Source organism: Rhodococcus sp. MH15, from assembly GCF_019266045.1.
Lineage (GTDB): Bacteria > Actinomycetota > Actinomycetes > Mycobacteriales > Mycobacteriaceae > Rhodococcus_F > Rhodococcus_F qingshengii.
On sequence record NZ_LPNP01000081.1, the window covers coordinates 13069 to 31874 of the forward strand.

16 protein-coding genes are annotated in these 18806 nt (G+C 62.2%); 6 read left to right on the forward strand and 10 right to left on the reverse strand.

The genetic code is table 11. From position 1 onward, the window contains the following. Positions 1 to 19: 19 nt before the first annotated feature. The 8 genes from zigA to ATN37_RS29230 all read right to left on the reverse strand — a co-directional run bounded on the left by zigA (position 20) and on the right by ATN37_RS29230 (position 8541). Positions 20 to 1219, reverse strand: coding sequence for a zinc metallochaperone GTPase ZigA (gene zigA, locus ATN37_RS29195; protein ID WP_218696005.1), 1200 nt, complete (start codon positions 1217 to 1219; stop codon positions 20 to 22). 98 nt (positions 1220 to 1317) lie between these two features. Then, positions 1318 to 1956, reverse strand: a complete 639-nt coding sequence (gene nthB, locus ATN37_RS29200; RefSeq protein WP_058039326.1) for a nitrile hydratase subunit beta — start codon at positions 1954 to 1956, stop codon at positions 1318 to 1320. A 26-nt stretch (positions 1957 to 1982) separates the two neighbouring features. After that, positions 1983 to 2606, reverse strand: a complete 624-nt coding sequence (gene nthA, locus ATN37_RS29205) for a nitrile hydratase subunit alpha (RefSeq protein WP_042450854.1) — start codon at positions 2604 to 2606, stop codon at positions 1983 to 1985. A gap of 73 nt (positions 2607 to 2679) precedes the next feature. Continuing rightward, on the reverse strand, positions 2680 to 4245 hold the full coding sequence (locus ATN37_RS29210; protein ID WP_218696006.1) for an amidase: 1566 nt from the start codon (positions 4243 to 4245) through the stop codon (positions 2680 to 2682). Between the two features lie 114 nt (positions 4246 to 4359). Then, the gene (locus ATN37_RS29215) at positions 4360 to 5766 is read right to left on the reverse strand and encodes a substrate-binding protein (protein WP_054187255.1); all 1407 of its coding nucleotides are present in this window, start codon (positions 5764 to 5766) and stop codon (positions 4360 to 4362) included. Positions 5767 to 5810: 44 nt separating this feature from the next. Then, entirely contained in the window at positions 5811 to 6179 is a 369-nt protein-coding gene (locus ATN37_RS29220; RefSeq protein WP_007735244.1) for a helix-turn-helix transcriptional regulator, read from the reverse strand. A 115-nt stretch (positions 6180 to 6294) separates the two neighbouring features. Further along, positions 6295 to 7356, reverse strand: coding sequence for a phenylacetaldoxime dehydratase family protein (locus tag ATN37_RS29225; protein WP_050655939.1), 1062 nt, complete (start codon positions 7354 to 7356; stop codon positions 6295 to 6297). 204 nt (positions 7357 to 7560) lie between these two features. After that, entirely contained in the window at positions 7561 to 8541 is a 981-nt protein-coding gene (locus tag ATN37_RS29230; RefSeq protein WP_047270147.1) for a helix-turn-helix domain-containing protein, read from the reverse strand. A gap of 176 nt (positions 8542 to 8717) precedes the next feature. Between ATN37_RS29230 and ATN37_RS29235 the strand changes: the two genes are divergently transcribed. From ATN37_RS29235 to ATN37_RS29245, 3 genes are read left to right on the forward strand one after another with little or no spacing between them, the layout of a single operon-like run. Continuing rightward, positions 8718 to 9353, forward strand: a complete 636-nt coding sequence (locus tag ATN37_RS29235) for a TetR/AcrR family transcriptional regulator C-terminal domain-containing protein (RefSeq protein ID WP_030537647.1) — start codon at positions 8718 to 8720, stop codon at positions 9351 to 9353. A 36-nt stretch (positions 9354 to 9389) separates the two neighbouring features. Further along, positions 9390 to 10895: a class I adenylate-forming enzyme family protein gene (locus ATN37_RS29240; RefSeq protein ID WP_218696007.1), complete on the forward strand. Its 1506-nt coding sequence runs from the start codon at positions 9390 to 9392 to the stop codon at positions 10893 to 10895. A gap of 10 nt (positions 10896 to 10905) precedes the next feature. Next, positions 10906 to 12597 carry an acyl-CoA dehydrogenase family protein gene (locus ATN37_RS29245; RefSeq protein WP_218696008.1) on the forward strand — a complete coding sequence of 564 codons (1692 nt, stop codon included), beginning with the start codon at positions 10906 to 10908 and terminating at the stop codon, positions 12595 to 12597. Here the strand turns inward: ATN37_RS29245 and ATN37_RS29250 are convergent. Then, positions 12594 to 13472, reverse strand: coding sequence for a LysR family transcriptional regulator (locus tag ATN37_RS29250; protein ID WP_030537644.1), 879 nt, complete (start codon positions 13470 to 13472; stop codon positions 12594 to 12596). The genes ATN37_RS29245 and ATN37_RS29250 overlap by 4 nt on opposite strands. A gap of 146 nt (positions 13473 to 13618) precedes the next feature. Here ATN37_RS29250 and ATN37_RS29255 point away from each other — a divergent pair, with 146 nt between their 5' ends. Genes ATN37_RS29255 through ATN37_RS29265 form a run of 3 tightly spaced genes read left to right on the forward strand, consistent with a single transcriptional unit; the run spans position 13619 to position 17930 of the window. Next, on the forward strand, positions 13619 to 14989 hold the full coding sequence (locus ATN37_RS29255) for an MFS transporter (RefSeq protein WP_218696009.1): 1371 nt from the start codon (positions 13619 to 13621) through the stop codon (positions 14987 to 14989). Continuing rightward, on the forward strand, positions 14989 to 16704 hold the full coding sequence (locus ATN37_RS29260; protein ID WP_218696010.1) for an acyl-CoA dehydrogenase family protein: 1716 nt from the start codon (positions 14989 to 14991) through the stop codon (positions 16702 to 16704). Before ATN37_RS29255 ends, ATN37_RS29260 begins: the two co-directional genes overlap by 1 nt. Beyond that, positions 16701 to 17930 (forward strand): CaiB/BaiF CoA-transferase family protein, encoded by a 1230-nt coding sequence (locus tag ATN37_RS29265; RefSeq protein WP_218696011.1) that lies wholly within the window; start codon positions 16701 to 16703, stop codon positions 17928 to 17930. The genes ATN37_RS29260 and ATN37_RS29265 overlap by 4 nt, the downstream gene beginning before the upstream one ends. Here ATN37_RS29265 and ATN37_RS29270 read toward each other — a convergent pair. Next, positions 17852 to 18646: an LLM class F420-dependent oxidoreductase gene (locus ATN37_RS29270; RefSeq protein WP_030537640.1), complete on the reverse strand. Its 795-nt coding sequence runs from the start codon at positions 18644 to 18646 to the stop codon at positions 17852 to 17854. The two genes, ATN37_RS29265 and ATN37_RS29270, sit on opposite strands and share 79 nt — an antisense overlap. Positions 18647 to 18806 lie beyond the last annotated feature (160 nt).

Sequence of the window (18806 nt, forward strand, 5' to 3'; positions counted from 1 at the left end):
ACGGCAAACCGGACCAATATCAAACGGTCTGGTCGGTATAGCCGACGCCCAGGGGGTCGCTCCAGGTGGTCCACACGTCTGGCCCGAGTTCGATCTCGGCTGTGGTGAGTAGACACGCGTCGAGTTCTCGGTGCAGTCGAGACGGGTCGATGGATTGGCCGATGAAGACGAGTTCTTGTCGGCAGTCTCCGACGGGTTCTTCCCACTTGTCGAGGATTCCGTCACGACGGTAATCGTCGGCCGGCCACTCGTCACGGGGTAGAAACTTCCACCAACGGCCGACGTATCCGTGGCGAATGAGATGACCGGCCTGAGAAATACTCCCGATCTCGGTGAACCGACCGGCATTCCAGTAGTAGCCCTTGGCTCGAAGCAACTTTCCGTTGGTCCACTCGCTGCTGAGGAAATCATGCAGGCGTTGGGGGTGGAAGGGCGCGCGCTCGCGGTACACCACCGAACCGATTCCGTACTCTTCGGTTTCGGGGGTGTGTTCACCTTGGAGTTCTTGTAACCATCCGGGGGCCTGTGCAGCCTTTTCGAGCGAGAACAAACCGGTGTCGAGAATCGTGTCGAGTGGGATGCGACCGAGCGTCATCGGAACTATCGCAGCGGATGCGTTCAAAGAGCGCAGGACTGCGGTCAATTCGACCAGGTGCTGGTGCGAGACGAGATCGGCCTTGCTCACCAGGATGACGTCGGCAAATTCGATCTGATCGACAAGCAGATCCGCGATGTCTCGTTCGTCTTCCGGGGCATCGGCTTCGACGCGGCCCCCAGCCGTGTAGTCGCGCAGAAAACTGTGGCCGTCGACGACGGTGACCATGGTGTCGAGTCGGGCGACGTCGGCGAGGGCGTGGCCGTCGGTATCGATGAATGTGAACGTCTCTGCGACGGGAAGCGGTTCGGAGATGCCGGAAGATTCGATGAGTAGGTAGTCGAATCGGCCATCGGCGGCCAAGGCACTGATCTCGGAGAGAAGATCCTCTCGCAGAGTGCAGCAGATGCAGCCGTTCGTCATCTCGACCAGTTTCTCCTCGGAGCGACTGAGCGAGATCTCACGCTCGACTTCTGCACTGTCGATGTTGATTTCGCTCATGTCGTTGACGATCACCGCGACCCGCCGACCCTCTCGATTTCGCAGGATCTCGTTGAGTAGTGTCGTCTTCCCGGCGCCCAGGAAACCTGACAGCACCGTGACCGGAAGTCGTGTGTCGACCATGATTTCCAGTGTCCTTCCGAATGAGAGAATTGCTGTGATCAGGCGGCGGTCACGCGAAACGCTGTGATCGCGTGACCGCCGCCCGGAATGTTGGACGATCAGGCCGCAGGCTCGAGGTAACCCTCGAAAAGGTCGACTACGACGCTGCCGCCGTCGGTGTCGCTACCGAACAATTCCTCGGCGGCGAACTTCACGTGGTACGTCGGTTCTTCGCCGGCGTCGTTGCGCCCGTGGCCGATTGCGTCGGGAAACGGCCACTTCTCGCTAGTCCGATGAGAGATGGTTCCCACTCGTCCGCGGCAGTACGCAGGCATTCGAATATGCCCCGGAACGTACTCGTCGCGCACGCGTACTCGCTGACCGATTTCGAAGGTGGTCGTCTCGGCGGGTGCCGGCCGCCCTTCGGATTCGCTGGGCCGCGACAGTGGGAACGGTCCCCCTGCAAGGCTTTCGAGTTCTTCCTGCGTCAGGATTCCCTTTTCGACCATCAGTGTCGCGACGCCGATGACGTACCTCTCGTAGTACGGGGTCATCATGTAGTGGCGTGGTTCCATCCGCTCGACGACGTATCGAACTTCGTCGACGCTGAATGCCCCGAGTTCGGCGACACCGGCGAACATCAGGCTGTACGGCAGGTGTTCCCACTCGGCGTGGAAGGTGGGGCCGATGTCGGCGTTGACGGTATGCGGGACTTTGCCGAAGCCTTGAACTCCGGCAAGATCGTGTACTCCATCCATGGTGTGCTTCTTTCTTGTCGGGGTGATCAGACGGTGGGGACCTGCGGGACTGCGACGCCGATCAGGCAGTCCTTGGTGACGATCTCTTGAAGCTGTTCCTGGCTCCAGCCTTCGGTGCCTGCGGGACGTTGCGGGAGAACCATGTAGCGAGTTTCGGCGGTGGTGTCGTAGACGCGGATCTCGACGTCCGACGCGATCTCGGTTCCCATCTCGGAGAGAACCTTCCGTGGCTCACGTACCACTCGCGCACGGTATTCGAAACTCTTGTACCAGGTAGGGGGCAGGCCGAGAATGGGCCACGCGGTGCATGAACACAGCGAGCACACGATCACGTTCTTGAGGGTCGGGGTGTCTTCGACTGCCACGATGTATTCGCCCTGGGGGCCCAGATATCCGTACTGGGCAACCGCGGCGGTACCGTCGGTGAGAAGCAACTGCCGGAACTCGGGGTCGGTCCACGCCCGCGCGACCAATTCCGCTCCGCGCCTTGGACTGAAGTCCTCCTCGAAGGTTTTCTTCCATCCTTCGACGTAACCGTCGGGTACCAATCCCTTACCGTCGAGTGCGCGGAACAGTGCCCACGCCCGGTCGGAGACCGGCGCCTGGGCCGGTGCGGCGTTCTCCGTTGTGTGGTCGATCGTTACTGACATCTGGTTCACCTTTTCTATGCGGGCTGATCATGTGTGAATCGGTGGAATTTGTTGTGCAAGTGCGGATACAGAACTAGGTGAGGCTGAGTTGTGGTGCAGAGTCGGAGATGTGGTCGGCAGGCGTCGGAAACGCGCCGCGAAGCTTTTCGAATGCGCGCCCGACCCGGAGGACCGTCGCATCGTCGAAGGTCTTGCCGGTGATCATCATTCCGACCGGAAGCCCGTTCACCAGGCCGGCGGGAACGGACAGGGACGGATGTCCGGTCACGTCGAACGGTGCTGTGTTGGCGATCATCCCGAGAGCCTTCGTGATGAAGGTTGCACGATCCACGTCCTTCGCCGGTAGTTCGGATGCGACGTAGGGCAGTGTGGGCATCACCAGGACGTCGAATTGTCTCAAGGCAGTGTCGTAGGCGGCGCGGGCGAGCGGTACGAGGTTCCGGGCTTTGCCGTAGCTCGCGCCGCCGAGGGTGGTGATGCCGTGGTGGCCGGTCAGAGCCACCAGTTTGACGGTTTCGGACAGAGCGTCGGCGTGCTGAAGGCGTCGAGAAGCAAAGTGTGCCATCAGTTCCGGATCGTACAAACCTTCGGCGTTCATGCCGTATCCGTTGCCGTCCAACATCTGGTAGGCACCACCGTCCGTGGCGATCACGTTCCAGATGTGGAAAGCATGTAGGTGCCACGGGATGTTTACTTCCTCTACCGTGCAACCGATTTCGGCCAGACTGTGTGCCGCTGCGCGGACTGCGTCGTCGACCTCGGGCTGTGAGACCGCGTGCCCGAAACCTTCTCGAACGATCCCGATTCGCAGACCATCCACATCGGAGTCGAGGGTGGACAGATAGTCACCTGCTTCGACGCTGTCGGCTTGGCGTGGGTCGTTACCGTCGCGACCGGCGATGACCGAGAGCATCAGTGCGGCATCGTGGACCGTGCGTGTGATCGGGCCGAGATGGTCGATTGTTCGCTCGATGGGAAATGCACCGGTATACGGGACGAGCCCGAACGTCGGCTTGTGTCCGACGACGCCGCAGAATGCCGCCGGGATCCGGATCGATCCACCCTGATCCCCGCCGATGGCAAAATCGACGTCACCGTTTGCGACGAGAGCCGCACTGCCACCGGATGATCCACCTGCTTCACGCTGTGGGGCCCATGGATTGCGGACCGGTCCGCTTGCCGGTGTGAAGCTCGAACCGGAGAAACACAGGTCCTCACACACAGCTTTGCCCGCGACGGTTGCACCGGCCGCCAGTAGTCGAGTGACCACAGTCGCGTCGCGAGACGGAGTGAACCCCTCTACTGTCCGAGACCCGTTCATCATCGGAATTCCGGCCACGGTCACGTTGTCCTTGATCGCCACGCGTCGGCCGGTCAGGACGCCGTCCGACGTCGGCGGGATGCTTGTGGTCACATACCAAGCGCTCAAAGGATTTTCGCTCGCTGTTGGCACCGTGTGCTCACGTGACGTGGTCGGCGGGGTTGCCTCGTCGGCGTACAACTGGTCGACGACGTCGTAGGAGCCCAGTGCTCCGTCGATCAGTGCCGGCCACTCGAGCCGGGCTGATTGGTCGAGAGTGATGCCGTAATGCTTTGCGGCGGTGTCTATTGCATTGTCGTCAGGTCGGATTGTCGCCATGAGAAGTGTGCTCCTGATGTGATCGGCTTCACTTGTCTTTCAGACTAGGGCCGGATCCATAATTGCGTCAATAGGTATCGACATATCGACTCGTTAAGTTCGGGTTACGCGCGCTCAGAGAGAACGGGGGTACAGGCGCCCACGGCGTGATTCAGCGAGCAGAATCGGTCGATGCAGTGGAACGCCGTTGTTCGTAGAGCTTTTCGACGTCGTGACAAGCTGCCGAAGTACTGTTTCCGGATCGCCTGCGGACGTTCGTTCGACGGCGCGTGCGTAAGCGACGATCGCTTCGTACGTTGTCTCCGACAGGGAACTGAGCGGAGGCAGGAGTTCGTTCGAGCTCGCGCTGTATCGCTTTTCGAGGTCGTGATCGCCGGCTGCGGATTGAAAGTAGCCGAATGCCGCCCAGACTCCGTCAGCATCGGAATTGCCGATGAGCTGCTGAGTGGCCTCGTCGAGGACCAATGCAAACGTCCGCGTGGTGGCCCGCAGTCCGTGCTGGGCGCATTGTCGTTCGAAGAAGACCTCGTCATGGCCCACCAGGGTGGAAAGAATCAGTTCGGCCCCGGAGTCGGCTATCGACTCGATGATGCGTGAGAAGTCGGTTGTCCCCAACGGTACGTAGACTTCGCCGGCCACCGAACCTGTGGATTCGGCGATCACACGCCGGGCCGCCCAATGCGCTCCGAACGACCACGAATACTGCTGGCCGACCAGGAACCAAGTGCGAGAACCGGTCTCGGACATCATTGCGGGTATACCTGCTCGCGTCTGGTCGAGTGGTCGCTCACCCAATCGAAGGACTCCCGGACGCGATCGACCTCCCTCGTTGAGAACTGTGTGCACCAACAGCACACCGGTGTTCTGCAATGCAGATGCAGCGGCATTGAAGGTCGACGATGTCACGCACGCGAAAACGGCGCGACATCCGCTTTTCACCAATCGCAGTGCGGTCGCCGCTCCGGCCGCCGAGTCGGAAGCGTCATCGCCGATCACCAAGTCGACGAGAACGCCGCCGATGCCGCCGTCGGCATTGATTTCTTCCACGGCCAGGGCTGCGAGTGTTTCTGTCGCCTGGGCGAATACAGCTGCCGGGCCGGATTTGCTGACCAGCAGCCCGATCCGATGTCGGTCGGAACGCGGAGGTTCGGGTGGAGCGAATCCGCGCTTGTTGGCAAGCCAGGAAATGCCGTCCTGATCGAGGCTGGACTCGAGAACGATCCGGGTCCCGGCGCCGTCGGGAAAGAACCGGATCGTCAGGCGGCCGCGCCACGGTTGGTGGTGCACGATCACGACCGATCGGCCCCGCTTCACGCCGGCGACGTATCCCAACAGCGTGATCGGCATTCCGACTGGATCTGCGCGTGCGCCGTCGCCGACGGGAAGAGAGATGGCGGCAGCGGCCCCGACCGTCAGTTGCTCACATTCGAGTTCGAGCAGTTGCCCCGTTTCGAGGCGCTCGAAGGCTGACCCTGGTGGGTCGGTCGTTACGATCTGTGCCGTTACGGAGAGACCTGGCACGTTCTACTTCCTGCCTGAAATAGGTGCTGGGGCTCAACAAGGCCTCACGCTCGGCGACGCACCGATGCGACGTCTGAATCCTCAGTCGCAGTGGCCGGCAACTCGGAGGCGTTCGAACCTGCTTCCAGCGCTCGCCCGAGGACGTCGCGCAGGAACTGGAGTGCATCGTTGGCGGGCCCCGATGGATCTATCGAGAACAGGCGATGACGTCCTTGACGCCGTTCGACGATCACGCCGGACAACCGCAGCGCCTTGAGATGTGTGGATACCGTGGTGCGACCGACCGTCGAAATTTGATCGCTGATGAAGCCCGCGTTGCACTCGCCGTGTGTAGCCAGCGTGTCGAGAATCTGTCGACGCACTTGGTCGGCCAGCACAGCAAACGCCAACTCTTCGTTTCGTTGAGTAGTCACTGTCTGCTGTCCGCGCTTCCTCGATGGTCTCTACTGAGATATGTCGACACCCGTCAACATATCTCGAGTTGCCTCCGAGGGAAAGAATGTGGCCGAAGATTGCCGGCGACTTCGGTCAGTGCTCGGCGGTGATCACCGCGTCGCGCAGCATTCCGGTCCCGGGATGGCAATTGATGTACTCGTAGAGCTGATCGGCGGCATCGAATACCGAGACCTCATGGTAGAGACGCAATTTCGACAGGCCCTCGGCCACCCGGAAGAACGTCGTGAAGATCCGTAGATGGGTCGGGTGGGATTCCGACCACCGTTCGAGTTGGTCGAGGGAGGCCCAGTGGCCGATGTTGTAGCTCAAGTCGAGGAAGTTTCCGTCGATGTCGATATTGCGTACGAATCGGTTGCTGTAGCACCCGACGGCCGAGCCGTTGTCGCGGAGGAAGTCCATGCCCGATTGAAGAGTGGGCAGGATTTCGTCCAGGTAGAGGCTGCGCTCGTCTGCTTCCGCGTCGGCCCAGTCCTGCCCGGACCTGATCAGTGCGATGTTGTCGTGTCCCCGCACTACTACGCGTCCACCTACGGCGGGGTCACCGGCGACGACCCGCAGTTCGCCCGAGGCCTGCATCCAGTCGGTTTGGGAGATCGGAAACCGCTCGCGCATCGAACCCCAGTAGCCGTGCTCGTTGATTTCGCCGCTGACACCGTCCATGACAGCTCCCACCCCGGGGAGGTCGTCTTGGAACGCGTAGAGCGTTTCGAATTGTTCGGCTCTCGGTGCCACGATCTCGCGGAAGAACCCCAATCCGTCCGACAGGCGGTCTTCGGACTCCCACCAGGAGGACACTGGAGGTGATGTGCTCCAACGATGTTGGGAAGAAACATCTTTCCAGTAACCGACCACGATCAGGTTCTCGTAGCCCTGGTTGTCGATGTGATGGGTGAGATCGTGGTGTGCCGGTCCGTCCGGCAAGTCGAAGCCGGCGACGATATCCCGCATCGCCCGCAGTGCTGCCGGGCGCTGATCCTCGCCGCGGAACTGCACGCCGAGATAGCCCATCACGACCTGGTGCAATGTGTCGTCTGCGCGCCCGACCCACATGGGAAACGGTGGCGTATAGGTATCCGGGACCCGCCTGGTCAGAGTGCGCGGGCATTGAAGGTGTTCGCCGATTGCAGATTCCATGAGTGCTCCCTGTGATGTAGGTGGTCGAATCGGGTGCCTGGCACTTGGCAACGCCGTGCCGAAAATCTACGCCCGCTCAGCCGAGCAAACTTGGCCGTCAGCGCCCGATGCTTGGCCTACCGTGCCAAGAATTGTGGATACGCTTCGGCGACAGAAAATTTTGAACACCATGTTCAATGGGTAAGTGTCCGAAGATGTTACAGATCAGCGGGTAGTACTTGTGGGGGCCGCTGCTTGCGACCGGTACCGCCGCGGGCTGATCCCGAATTCCGCCTTGAAGGCTCGACTGAAGGCGGCCAGGTCGGTGAATCCCCAGCGGTGAGAAATCTGGGTCAGCGACCGCTCTACTCCGTGTCGTTGCACGATCTCACGACGGCAACCGTCGAGTCGACGGCTGCGAATCGACCGTGACACCGTCGTGCCGTGTTCGGCGAAGGCTCGGTGCAACTGCCGAATGGAGACTTTGACCGATCCCGCGATGTCCACCGGAGACAGGGCCGGGTCTGCGATGCGGGCGTCTATGACCGACAGGGCGGATTCGTAGAGGCTGGTTCGCCGCGAGGTGATCGGTCGCGCAGTTGTGTGAAGAACGGACTTGACCAGGTTGCCGATCTCGTTGACGACTTCCTCTTCGTCTCCGCTTGCGTCGGACGTCATGCGGACGGAGGCAAGATCGTGAAGAAAGCGACCGAGCAGGCCACTCAGGCCCGCGTGTCCGTCGAAGGCGATGGCGGTCAGGCTCGTGACCTCCGCGTCGCTGAGCGACAGGTACGACCGTGGCCAGGTGAACACCTCGAGTCCCCAGATGCCGTCGTGTGCGTGTCCCTCGATCTGCCAATCGAAGGGGCGCGTGGTGTCGTACAGGACGTAGTCGCCACGTCGCAGGACGCATTCGCGGTCGTCTTGGCGCACTACCGCGCTACCGCGGCGGATCATCCCGATCTGCAGATAGTCCGCGCCGTCGCTTTTGATGAGGCTGTTGCTACGGACTATTCGTTGTTCCATCGATTGAACTGCGGATACCCGAACGTGTGCGAGTTGGGCCGAGTGGACGGCCCCGCTGAATCGATCGCCGTCTCCGATATCGGATACGTCGAGCGCGACAAAATGCTCGCGCAACAAATCTGCCCAGTCGCCCGTGAGAGTCGTGCGTGTGGGCAGGGAGAAGCCGGATCGCGCGAGCATTGCAGGGCGCCTCCTCGCAGAAAAGCCGAAGTTCTCGGGTGCTCGATGTTCAGAGAGTAATCCCGCACATCAGACATGTCGATAGAAGTCGACATGTCATCGCGTCGGGAAGAAATTGTTTGCCATACAAACAACGCCGAGTTATTGTTTGTCGTACAAACAAGTAGGAGTTCGTGATGGCCACCGAGGCAGTTCCCGCAGCGCGCGCGACGCGTGAGTCGGGCAAGCAGACGCGCATGGCGCTGTTCAACGCCGCAACCGAGCTGTTCCTCGAGCACGGCGACAGCGTCTCCATCGCGCAGATCTGCACGGCCGCCGGCGCCCATCCCAACCAGGTGACCTACTACTACGGCTCCAAAGAAAAGCTCTTCGTCGAGGTGGCGTGCGCGGCCGTTCTGCGCGCAGGCAAGCGTGCCGAGGTCGATGCCGCCGACGCCGACACGGTCGGCGATTACACCGAGAAGCTGGTCGGATCCCTCCTGGGCTCGGGCGCTCCCAGCGTCGAACTCTTCGTGGAAGCGATGATGATGACGGGTCGTCGTGGTGAACTCCGCGACCTGATCTCCGAAACGCTTCGCACTCTGCACTCCTCGGGCGAAACCGCCCTCCTCCGTACCTTGATCCGCACCGGCTGGCAGCTGCGCGCGGGCATCGACGTCGAGTCCAAGGCCTTCTGGTCTGCGATCTTCGGCCTCGTCATCCAGAAGACTGCCACCGGCGAGAGCTTCGGCTACTCCCTCGAGGAGGCGGTTGCCGTCATCTTCGCCACCCTCCAGATACCCGACGCCGTACTCAACAGCTCGATGGAATGAACTCTCTTCGAGCGTGATTCTCCGACAAGGACTTCGATGAATATCGTTCGCGTATTCGACAGCAACGTCACCAAGACCCCGGACAAACCCTTCCTGATATTCGACGGTCACGATCACACGTACTCCCAGGTTCAGGACGGAAGTCGACGCGCCGCAGGCTATTTGCAGTCGCTGGGCGTGCAGCCGGGCGACCGCGTCGCGCTGATGTGTTACAACACTCCGGGATTCGTGTACGCGATGCTCGGTGCCTGGCGCTTGGGCGCCGTCGTGGTCCCCATCAACCACAAGATGCAGACTCCGGAAGTTGCCTACGTGCTGGGACACGCGAAGGTGTCGGTGTGCGTCTTCGACGGTGAGTTGGCGCCGGTTGTCGGTCGACTGGAGACAACGGCCAAGCTGATCAGCACGGACTCTGTCGCAGACGGTTTCGACTTCTTCGACGACGCCATCACCCGCCAGGACGGCGTTGACGGTATCGACATCGACGAGAACGATCCGGCCGAAATCCTCTACACCTCGGGGACTACCGGCTCGCCCAAGGGCTGCGTCCACAGCCACCGCAACGTCGTCGGTGTTGCCGTCACCGCGGCCCTCGCCGTGTCGACGACTCGGGACGAGCGACTGCTCATGGCCGTCCCGATCTGGCACGCTTCCCCGCTCAACAACTGGTTCATGTCCATGCTCTACATGGGCGGAACCGTCGTGCTGCTGCGCGAGTACCATCCCGTCAAATTCCTGGAAACAGTTCAGGAACAACGCATTACCCTCTGCTTCGGCCCGCCGGTCATCTACACCACTGCACTCAACCTCGTGCCGAACTTTGCCGACTACAACCTCGGAAGCGTTCGTGCGTGGTTGTACGGCGGGGGACCGATCGGCGCGGATGTCGCTCGGCGACTGGTGGAGTCGTACGGCACCACCGAATTCCGGCAGGTCTACGGCATGACCGAGACCGGGCCAGTGGGCACCGTGCTGTACCCCGAAGAGCAGTTGAGCAAGGCGGGCTCGATCGGCCGCGTCGCGCTGGCCGGCGTCGACCTGCGCCTGGTTGCCGATGACGGCACCGACGCGGAGCCCGATCAGATCGGTGAGATCTGGCTGCGCGCCGACACCGTCATGCAGGGGTACCTCGACGACCCCGCTGCCACGAAGGCTGCTTTTGCCGACGGCGGTTGGTATCGCACCGGCGATCTGGCGCGCAAGGATGCGGACGGTTACCTCTTCATCGTCGACCGCGCGAAGGACATGATCATCACGGGCGGCGAGAACGTCTACTCCAAGGAGGTCGAGGACGTGATCTCCGGCCACCCGGACGTCGTCGACGTCGCCGTTGTCGGAAAACCCAACGAAGAATGGGGCGAGACCGTCGTCGCGCACGTCGTCTGGCGTGAACCGGATGTCATCAGCGCCGACGACATCAAGGACTACCTCTCGGACAAGTTGGCGCGCTACAAGATTCCGCGTGAAGTGTTGTTCGCGACGATTCTTCCGCGTACACCGACCGGCAAGATCCAGAAGCACCTCATCCGCGCAGCGAGCTGAAAGGCCTGTCATGACTGATATTTCCGAGAAGACCGTCACCCACCCGGCTCCGCATCGCACCCATGCAGTGCTCAACCAGTCGGTACCGCGCACGGACGTCAACGAGTTCCTGCTCGATACGGTCCTAGCCGAAGGCGTCGCGCGTCACGACGCCGATTGGGCCACCAGTGAACTCACCGATATCGGTGAACTGGTCGGCAGTGCCGGGTTCCAGCACGACGCCGAGCTGGCCAACACGGTGATCCCCGAATTGAAGACCTTCGATCGCTGGGGAAACCGCATCGACGAGGTCGAATACCATCCGTCGTATCACCGGATCATCTCTGCCGCCGTTGCGCACGGTGCTCACACCTCTGCCTGGGCTGACCCGAAGCCGGGTGCCAACGTGGCTCGGGCCGCGGCATTCATGCTCTTCTCCCAGGTCGAACCGGGCCACGCGTGCCCGATCTCCATGACGCACGCTGTGATCCCCTCGCTCGAGCTGCAACCCGATGTAGCCGCCATCTGGACCCCGCGTGCCCTTTCTCGGAGTTACACCCCCGAGTTGGATGCTCCCGGAAAGGCATCCGCGATCTTCGGAATGTCGATGACGGAAAAGCAGGGTGGCTCCGACGTGCGAGCCAACACGACCATCGCCAAGCCGGCCGGACGTGGCGGCCCGGGTGCGGACTACCTCCTCACCGGACACAAGTGGTTCTGCTCCGCGCCGATGTCCGACGCCTTCCTGGTTCTCGCTCAGGCCGAAGGTGCTGCCGGCGAGGGACTTTCCTGCTTCCTTCTCCCCCGCATCCTGCCCGACGGCACACGCAACGTCTTCCGCATCCAGCGTCTGAAGAACAAGCTGGGCAACAAGTCCAACGCGTCGTCCGAGATCGAGCTCGACGGCACCGTCGGCACCATGATCGGCGAACCGGGACGTGGCGTGCGGACCATCATCGAAATGGTGTCCCAGACGCGACTCGACTGCATCCTCGGCAGCACGGCAGGTATGCGTCAGTCGGTCGCCGAAGCGGTGTGGCACGCACGGCACCGCAGCGCTTTCGGTGCCGTCCTGGCAGATCAGCCGGCGATGACCTCGGTGCTTGCCGATCTGGCTCTCGAATCCGAAGCCGCGACCATCACCGCACTGCGATTGGCCCGTGCGCAGGACGAGGACGCGAATGAGCAGGAAAAGGCGTTCCGCCGACTCGCGACGGCTGTTGCGAAGTACTGGATCTGCAAGCGCGGCCCGCACCACTCCTACGAAGCCCTCGAGTGCCTGGGCGGCAACGGTTACACCGAGGACTTCCCGCTTGCCCGTCGCTACCGTGAGCAGCCCGTCATGGCCGTGTGGGAGGGGTCGGGCAACGTCATCGCGCTCGACGTCCTGCGCGCGATGACCCATGAACCCGACTCCGTTGCCGCCTTCGACCACGAGATCAACCTCGCCCGCGGCAACAACCCGGTCCTCGATCAGCACCTCGATCGGGTACGACGCCAACTCGGTGAGCTCGCCACGATGGCACCTGCCGACGCTCAACTCCGCGCTCGGACCGTCGTCGAGGCTATGGCGTTGGCACTGCAGGCTTCGCTCATGGTGCGCCACTCCCCGGCCGCCTCGTCCGATGCGTTCATTGCCGCTCGCCTCAGCGCCGACCGTGGTCACGAGTACGGAACTCTGCCTGTGGGAACAGATTTCGCCGGAATTCTCGCGAGAGCCTAAGGCTGCTCCCTCAGTACCCTGGTGACGGTGTGTACTGCCGGCGTCGGATTGTTGGGTCGCCATGCCATCGCGATTTTCAGCGTGGGCGTGGCCCCGGCGATCGGCAGGTACACGACCCCGTCCATGGACAGATGCGCCGTCGACTCCACGACGACGGCGATCCCGACCCCCGCTCCGACCATGGCCAACAGGCTGTACGGATCGGGGGCTTCGTGTGCGATGGTGGGCGTGAAACCTGCTGTGGCGCAAACGGACAACGTTGCATCGCGCACCACCGAGCCGTGCTCGGCGGGATACATCACGAATCGTTCGGTTGCCAGGTCTTCCGGTGACACCGAGTCATGCGTACCGAGGTGATGCCTGGCCGGAACCGCGACCATCAAGGTTTCCTCCCGCACAGTGTGAGTCTCGAATCCGCGCGGAATGGGCAGGCCGACTATGCCCATGTCCAGTGCTCCGCGTCGGAGAGCGTCGAGCACCTCACCCGAGTACATCTGCGGCCGTAGTTCCAGTTCGATTCCCGGATGGGAGTCGGCCAAGGACCGTGTGAGGGCCGATAGGACGGTGTAGCCGCCTGTTCCGCCGAAACCCACTGTGACACGGCCCGTCTCGCCAGTCGACGCGGCCGATGCGATTTCTCGTACCACGGCGATCTGCGCTTCGATGATTCGTGCGGGCGTGACCAAGGCTTCGCCGGCTGCGGTCAGTTGCACTGATCTGGTGGTCCGGACGAACAGGTCGGTGCCGAGTTCGCGCTCGAGCGCCCGAATGGTCTGGCTGAGCGGGGACTGCCCGATGTGGAGTCGCTCGGCGGCCCGGCCGAAATGAAGTTCGTCGGCGACTGCGAGAAACGCGCGCAGCTGACGCAATTCCATGTCGCTCCTCCCGGTCTTCATTATGTGGTTCTCCCACATAAATGAGTCGAACTAAGTCTTGGACTCTACATGGATTTCGGACGATAGTGATTCACGCCTCACATTGCATCCCTTGGTGATGCCCGACGCGAGAATCAGGGAGAACCGTGGATCAAAACCCAGGTCAAGACACCAATCCGCCTGAATACAACACCAAACAGGCACGCAAGGCCGGAATCACGGCGTTTGTCGGAACGACCATCGAATGGTTCGACTTCTACATCTACGGAACCGCATCCGCCTTGGTGCTCGGCCCGCTGTTCTTCCCGGATGCGTCGCCGGCGGTGGGGACACTCGCAGCCTTCGCGACTTTTGCCGTGGGATTCGTGGCTCGTCCGGTCGGCGGAGTGGTGTTCGGTCATTTCGGAGACAAGTTCGGTCGCAAGAACGCCGTGATCATCACCCTCGCGCTCATGGGGTTGGGAACCGTCGGTGTCGGCCTCCTCCCTACGTACTCCCAGATCGGGATCTGGGCACCGATACTGCTTGTGGCACTGCGTGTTCTCCAGGGCATTGCCATGGGCGGCGAATGGGGTGGCGCCGTATTGATCGCCACAGAGTTCGCTCCCCCGAAGAGAAAGGTGCTCTACGGTGCGTTTGCGCAGCAGGGTTCACCGGTCGGCAACCTGCTCGCGACGCTGGCCTTCCTCGGCCTGACGTTGATGTCGGATTCCGTGTTCGAGTCGTGGGGTTGGCGTCTGCCGTTCCTCGGATCCGCAGCTTTGGTGATCGTCGCTCTCTACATCCGACTGCACATCTCCGAGACACCCGAGATGAAGAAGGCTGTTGCGGCACAGGAACGTACACGGATGCCGCTGGTCGAAGTGTTGCGTTCGCATCCCGTCGAACTTGCTCTCGGCGTCGGCGCTGTGGTTGCCGGTGTTGCCATCACGTACGTCAAGACAACCTTTGCGCTCTCCTGGGCGACAACGGATCTCGGCTTCGAGCGCAGTGACTTCCTCCTCGTGATCACCGTGGCACTGGTAGCCCAGGCGCTCGTACAGCCTTTCGGCGCTGTGCTGGCCACGCGGATCGATCCGTCGAAAGCGGTCCGTTGGATGCTGCTTCCGGAGATCGTGCTCCTACCACTGATGTTCGTGCTGGTTCAGACGGGCTCCGTGCCCTTGGCGATTCTGGGGATGGTCCTCGCGACGGCGCCTCACGCAATGTATTACGCCGCGTTGGCCGGCATCCTGGCGCAGGTTTTCCCCACCAATGTTCGGTATACCGGCATCTCTCTGTCGTACCAATTGTCGACCGCCGTATTTGCCGGAACGGCCCCGATGGTCAGCCAGTATCTGCTGACGCGAACCAACTCGATCTGGCCGGTCGTAGCTCTAGGGCTCGTGTATGTCGTTCTCTCCCTTGTCTGTATGACGGCTTTGTTGCGCAGGAGTGCGCTGCACGCGCAAGGGCCGGATTCGACGAGCTCCTCGAACATGACCGATGCTTCCACCCTGAAAGGCGTTGACCACTGATGAACTTTGCACACATCGACCCCGCTCTGGCAGCGGTAGTGGACAGATGGACCGCCGGGGCGGACCGAGAGACGTTGAACGGATTGCTCGACCGACTGGGCCGAGATGCCGCCGGCCGTTTGTCCGAGCTTGCCGACATTGCAGACAAGAACCCGCCGGTGCTGCAGCAATTCGACAAGGCCGGTGACCGCGTCGACCGGATTTCCTATCACCCGGCCTACCTGGAACTGTGCCGGGCGGCGTACAACGAGTACGGCCTGTCCGCCATGTCGCACCGAAAAGGGTTGCACGGATGGGACTCCGTGCATCCGCCACTCGCGAAGTACCTCGCGTCGTACATCTTCGTGCAGGCCGAGTTCGGGCTGGCCTGCCCGGTGTCGATGACAGATGCTGCTGCGCGGACCCTGCGTATGTTCGGTGATCCGGCCGTGTTCTCGCCCTGGATCGACGCGTTGACGTCGACGGACCCCGATCAGGCGAAGACGGGTGCGATGTTCATGACCGAGATTCAGGCAGGCACCGACATCGCCTGCACCGAAACACGCGCCGAGCGCGACGGTGACGGATGGGTTCTGACGGGCAAGAAGTGGTTCGCCTCCAACCCGGATGCCGATGTGATCATCACCCTCGCAAGATTCCCGGGCGGACAGGATGGTTCGACGCGTGGAGTCGGAATGTTCATGGTGCCCAAGACCTTGCGATCCGGCGAGCGCAACAACCTCACGATCGATCGTCTCAAGGACAAGCTGGGTACGCGTTCCATGCCGAGCGGCGAGGTGACGCTGAACCGCGCGCACGCACTCCAGGTCGGTGAACTCGATCGAGGGTTCCGCCAGATGGCGGAGATGGTCAACACGTCTCGCCTCTCCAATGCGATGCGTTCGAGCGCTCTCATGCGCCGAGCAGTCCGTGAAGCCGTCGAACATTCGAAGAGCCGAGTCGTGTTCGGTAAGAGGCTCTTCGACCAGCCGCTGATGCGGGCGACACTTCTTCCCCTTGCACTCGATGCCGAGGCTTCGCTGGCCCTGGTCGCGTACAGCGCACAGTGTCTTCAGGCTGCAGACGGAGGGGACGAACAGGCGCGCGCGCTGATCAGGGTACTGACGCCGATCGCCAAACACTTTGTCTGCAAACGCGCGCGGGTGGTCACCGGCGAGGCCATGGAGGTCCGCGGAGGAAACGGGTACATCGAGGAATGGGTCAACGCGCGGCTCGTCCGGGACGCTCACCTCGGATCGATCTGGGAAGGGTCGAGCAATGTCATTGCGCTGGACGTACTTCGGTGCCTACGCAAGTTCAACTCGCACCGCACCGTCGCGGGAGCGATGACGGACATCCTGTCCACCGTCGGACCGGATTGCGAAGCCGGTGCCGGAGTTCTGTTGCGGCGCTGGGAGGAACTGGTAGAGGAAGGAGATCGTCTGATCTCCGGATCTGACGATGCCGCCCAGGCCGCCAGCGCAAAGTATGCCGACGAGTTGGCTCGTGCCGTCATGGCGACCCTGCTTTTCGATCTTGCGGATCACGGCATCCGACACGGTAATGGGTACCGGTCACTGCTGGTGGCTAATTCCTACCTGGCCGGTCTTGCCGGGAAGGTGCCGTCGGCTGCACTCGGCAATCTCGACGTGATCACCGACGGCGGTGAGGTCGAGCTGGATGATGCACGTGACGTCATAGCCGAGTTCCTCTCCGTAGCAGGAGGTCATCGGTGAATTCTCCAACAGGACCCGCACCCTTGGCCGGTGTCCGCGTGCTCGATCTGTCGAAGATCCTTGCCGGGCCGTACGCAACCATGTCGCTTGCCGATCTCGGAGCCGACGTCACCAAGATCGAACACCCTGAAGGCGGCGACCCCACGCGTTCGTGGGGGCCTCCCTTCGTCGGGGTAGATGCCGCCTACTACCTCGCGATCAACCGCGGTAAGAAGTCGGTCACGATCGACCTCAAGTCCACCGAAGGACAGGAGATCATCCACCGCATGCTCGAAGAGACCGACGTAGTCGTGGAGAACTTCAAGCCGGGCAGCGGATTACAGAAGATCTTCGACTACCAGGCACTGTCCGAGCGATATCCGCATCTGATCACCCTGCACATCTCTGCCTTCGGTGAGGAAGGACCGCTGCGCGACGAACCGGGGTACGACATGATCGCGCAGGCCGCGGGTGGGCTCATGTCGCTCACCGGTGAACAGGGTGGTGCTCCGATGAAATCGGGGTTTGCGTTGGGAGACTTGGGCGCAGCGCTGTTCGGACTGGTCGGTGTCCTGGCCGCGTTGGTCGAACGAGGCCGGACCGGACGCGGACAGTACGTGACCACGTCGCTGTACGAGTGCCAACTCGCGATGCACGTGAACTGGGCGACCAGTTACTTCGCCACCGGTGAGCGCCCGACTGCGTTGGGCTCCGGTCATCCGAATCTTGCTCCGTATCAAGCATTTCCTGCCAGCGACGGGTACTTCGTCGTCGCTGTCGGCAACGACGCGATGTGGGCGTCGCTGTGCGAGGCCATCGGAAGGAGTGAACTGGTCACCGATCCGCGTTTTGCCCACAACCGCGACAGGGTGGAGAACCGCGAGAGTCTGGAACGAGAACTCACCAGCGCCTTCGCATCGGAGACCGTCGAACACTGGTGCGCTCTTCTCGCCGAACGCGCCGTACCGGTCTCACCGATCCGGCATCTCGACGAGATCTACTCCGATCCCCACACTGCCGCGCTCGGCATGGTCGGAACCGTCGACCATCCGACGCTCGGACCGTTGAAGCAAGTGGCCTTCCCGGTCAACTTCTCCGGCCAGAGGCCACGTCTGACGTCGGCGCCGCCCGTTCTCGGCGCCGACAACGACGAAGTCCTTGGTACCGCTCAGGCCAGCCCGCTCAACGCAGGCGGTGTGTTGTCGTCGCGCCAACCGATGGCCTCGGCAAGCGTCGTGAGGTCGTAGTCCGGTCCGCTGACGCCGACGGTGAAGAGCGAGACACCGTCGGCGACCAGGTCGGCTGCATTTTCGAGCCCAGGCCACGGAACCGAGTGCTCTACTTCCAGCGGGTTCCGGCCCACGTCGGCGCAGTGGTCGGAGAGGATGTCTGACTTGCGCAGGTGTGTCTCACGGTCGCCGAAGCTGTGCCAGACGTCGGCGTACTCGGCGACCAAGCGCAGGGTCTTCTTCTCGCCGCCACCGCCGATGAGGACCGGGATGTTGCGCGTCGGCGGCGGGTTGCCCTTCGCCAGGCGGCCCGTGATGCGGGGGAGGTATTCGCCAAGCAGTTTCAGCCGTGAACCGGGAGTGCCGAAGTCGTATCCGAACTGGTCGTAGTCCTTCTCGAACCAGCCGGCACCGATACCGAGGATCAGGCGCCCACCGCTGATGTGGTCGACGGTTCGCGCCATGTCGGCCAGCAGATCCGGATTGCGGTAGCCACCACCGGTGACCAGGGCGCCGATCTCGACGCGTTCGGTCTGCTCGGCCCAGGCGCCGAGCATGGTCCAGCATTCGAAGTGTGCGCCGTCGGGATCGCCGGTCAACGGGTAGAAGTGGTCCCAGTTGAAGACGATGTCCACCCCGGCGTCCTCGGACCGCAAGACGGCGTCGCGTATCAACCCGTAATCGGGTGCGTGCTGGGGTTGGAGTTGAACACCGATGCGTACCGGACGAGTCATGCCACGCTCCTGACGAGAGGAATGGTTGTCTTCTCCCATCATGGCCGGGTGTGCGCGGTACCGCTACCGCCGCCGTCGGTGACGGGTTTGCCCGATCTTGTGCCCACCCCTTTTCGAGCGAACGGTACTTTCGGCGCCTTAGATCGACTGAACGTGCCGT

Coding starts and splice junctions, on each gene's coding strand:
- zigA (WP_218696005.1), bottom strand. CDS start 1,219: ATGGTCGACACACGACTTCCGGTCACGGTGCTGTCAGGTTTCCTGGGC.
- nthB (WP_058039326.1), bottom strand. CDS start 1,956: ATGGATGGAGTACACGATCTTGCCGGAGTTCAAGGCTTCGGCAAAGTC.
- nthA (WP_042450854.1), bottom strand. CDS start 2,606: ATGTCAGTAACGATCGACCACACAACGGAGAACGCCGCACCGGCCCAG.
- ATN37_RS29210 (WP_218696006.1), bottom strand. CDS start 4,245: ATGGCGACAATCCGACCTGACGACAATGCAATAGACACCGCCGCAAAG.
- ATN37_RS29225 (WP_050655939.1), bottom strand. CDS start 7,356: ATGGAATCTGCAATCGGCGAACACCTTCAATGCCCGCGCACTCTGACC.
- ATN37_RS29230 (WP_047270147.1), bottom strand. CDS start 8,541: ATGCTCGCGCGATCCGGCTTCTCCCTGCCCACACGCACGACTCTCACG.
- ATN37_RS29235 (WP_030537647.1), top strand. CDS start 8,718: ATGGCCACCGAGGCAGTTCCCGCAGCGCGCGCGACGCGTGAGTCGGGC.
- ATN37_RS29240 (WP_218696007.1), top strand. CDS start 9,390: ATGAATATCGTTCGCGTATTCGACAGCAACGTCACCAAGACCCCGGAC.
- ATN37_RS29245 (WP_218696008.1), top strand. CDS start 10,906: ATGACTGATATTTCCGAGAAGACCGTCACCCACCCGGCTCCGCATCGC.
- ATN37_RS29250 (WP_030537644.1), bottom strand. CDS start 13,472: ATGGAATTGCGTCAGCTGCGCGCGTTTCTCGCAGTCGCCGACGAACTT.
- ATN37_RS29260 (WP_218696010.1), top strand. CDS start 14,989: ATGAACTTTGCACACATCGACCCCGCTCTGGCAGCGGTAGTGGACAGA.
- ATN37_RS29270 (WP_030537640.1), bottom strand. CDS start 18,646: ATGACTCGTCCGGTACGCATCGGTGTTCAACTCCAACCCCAGCACGCA.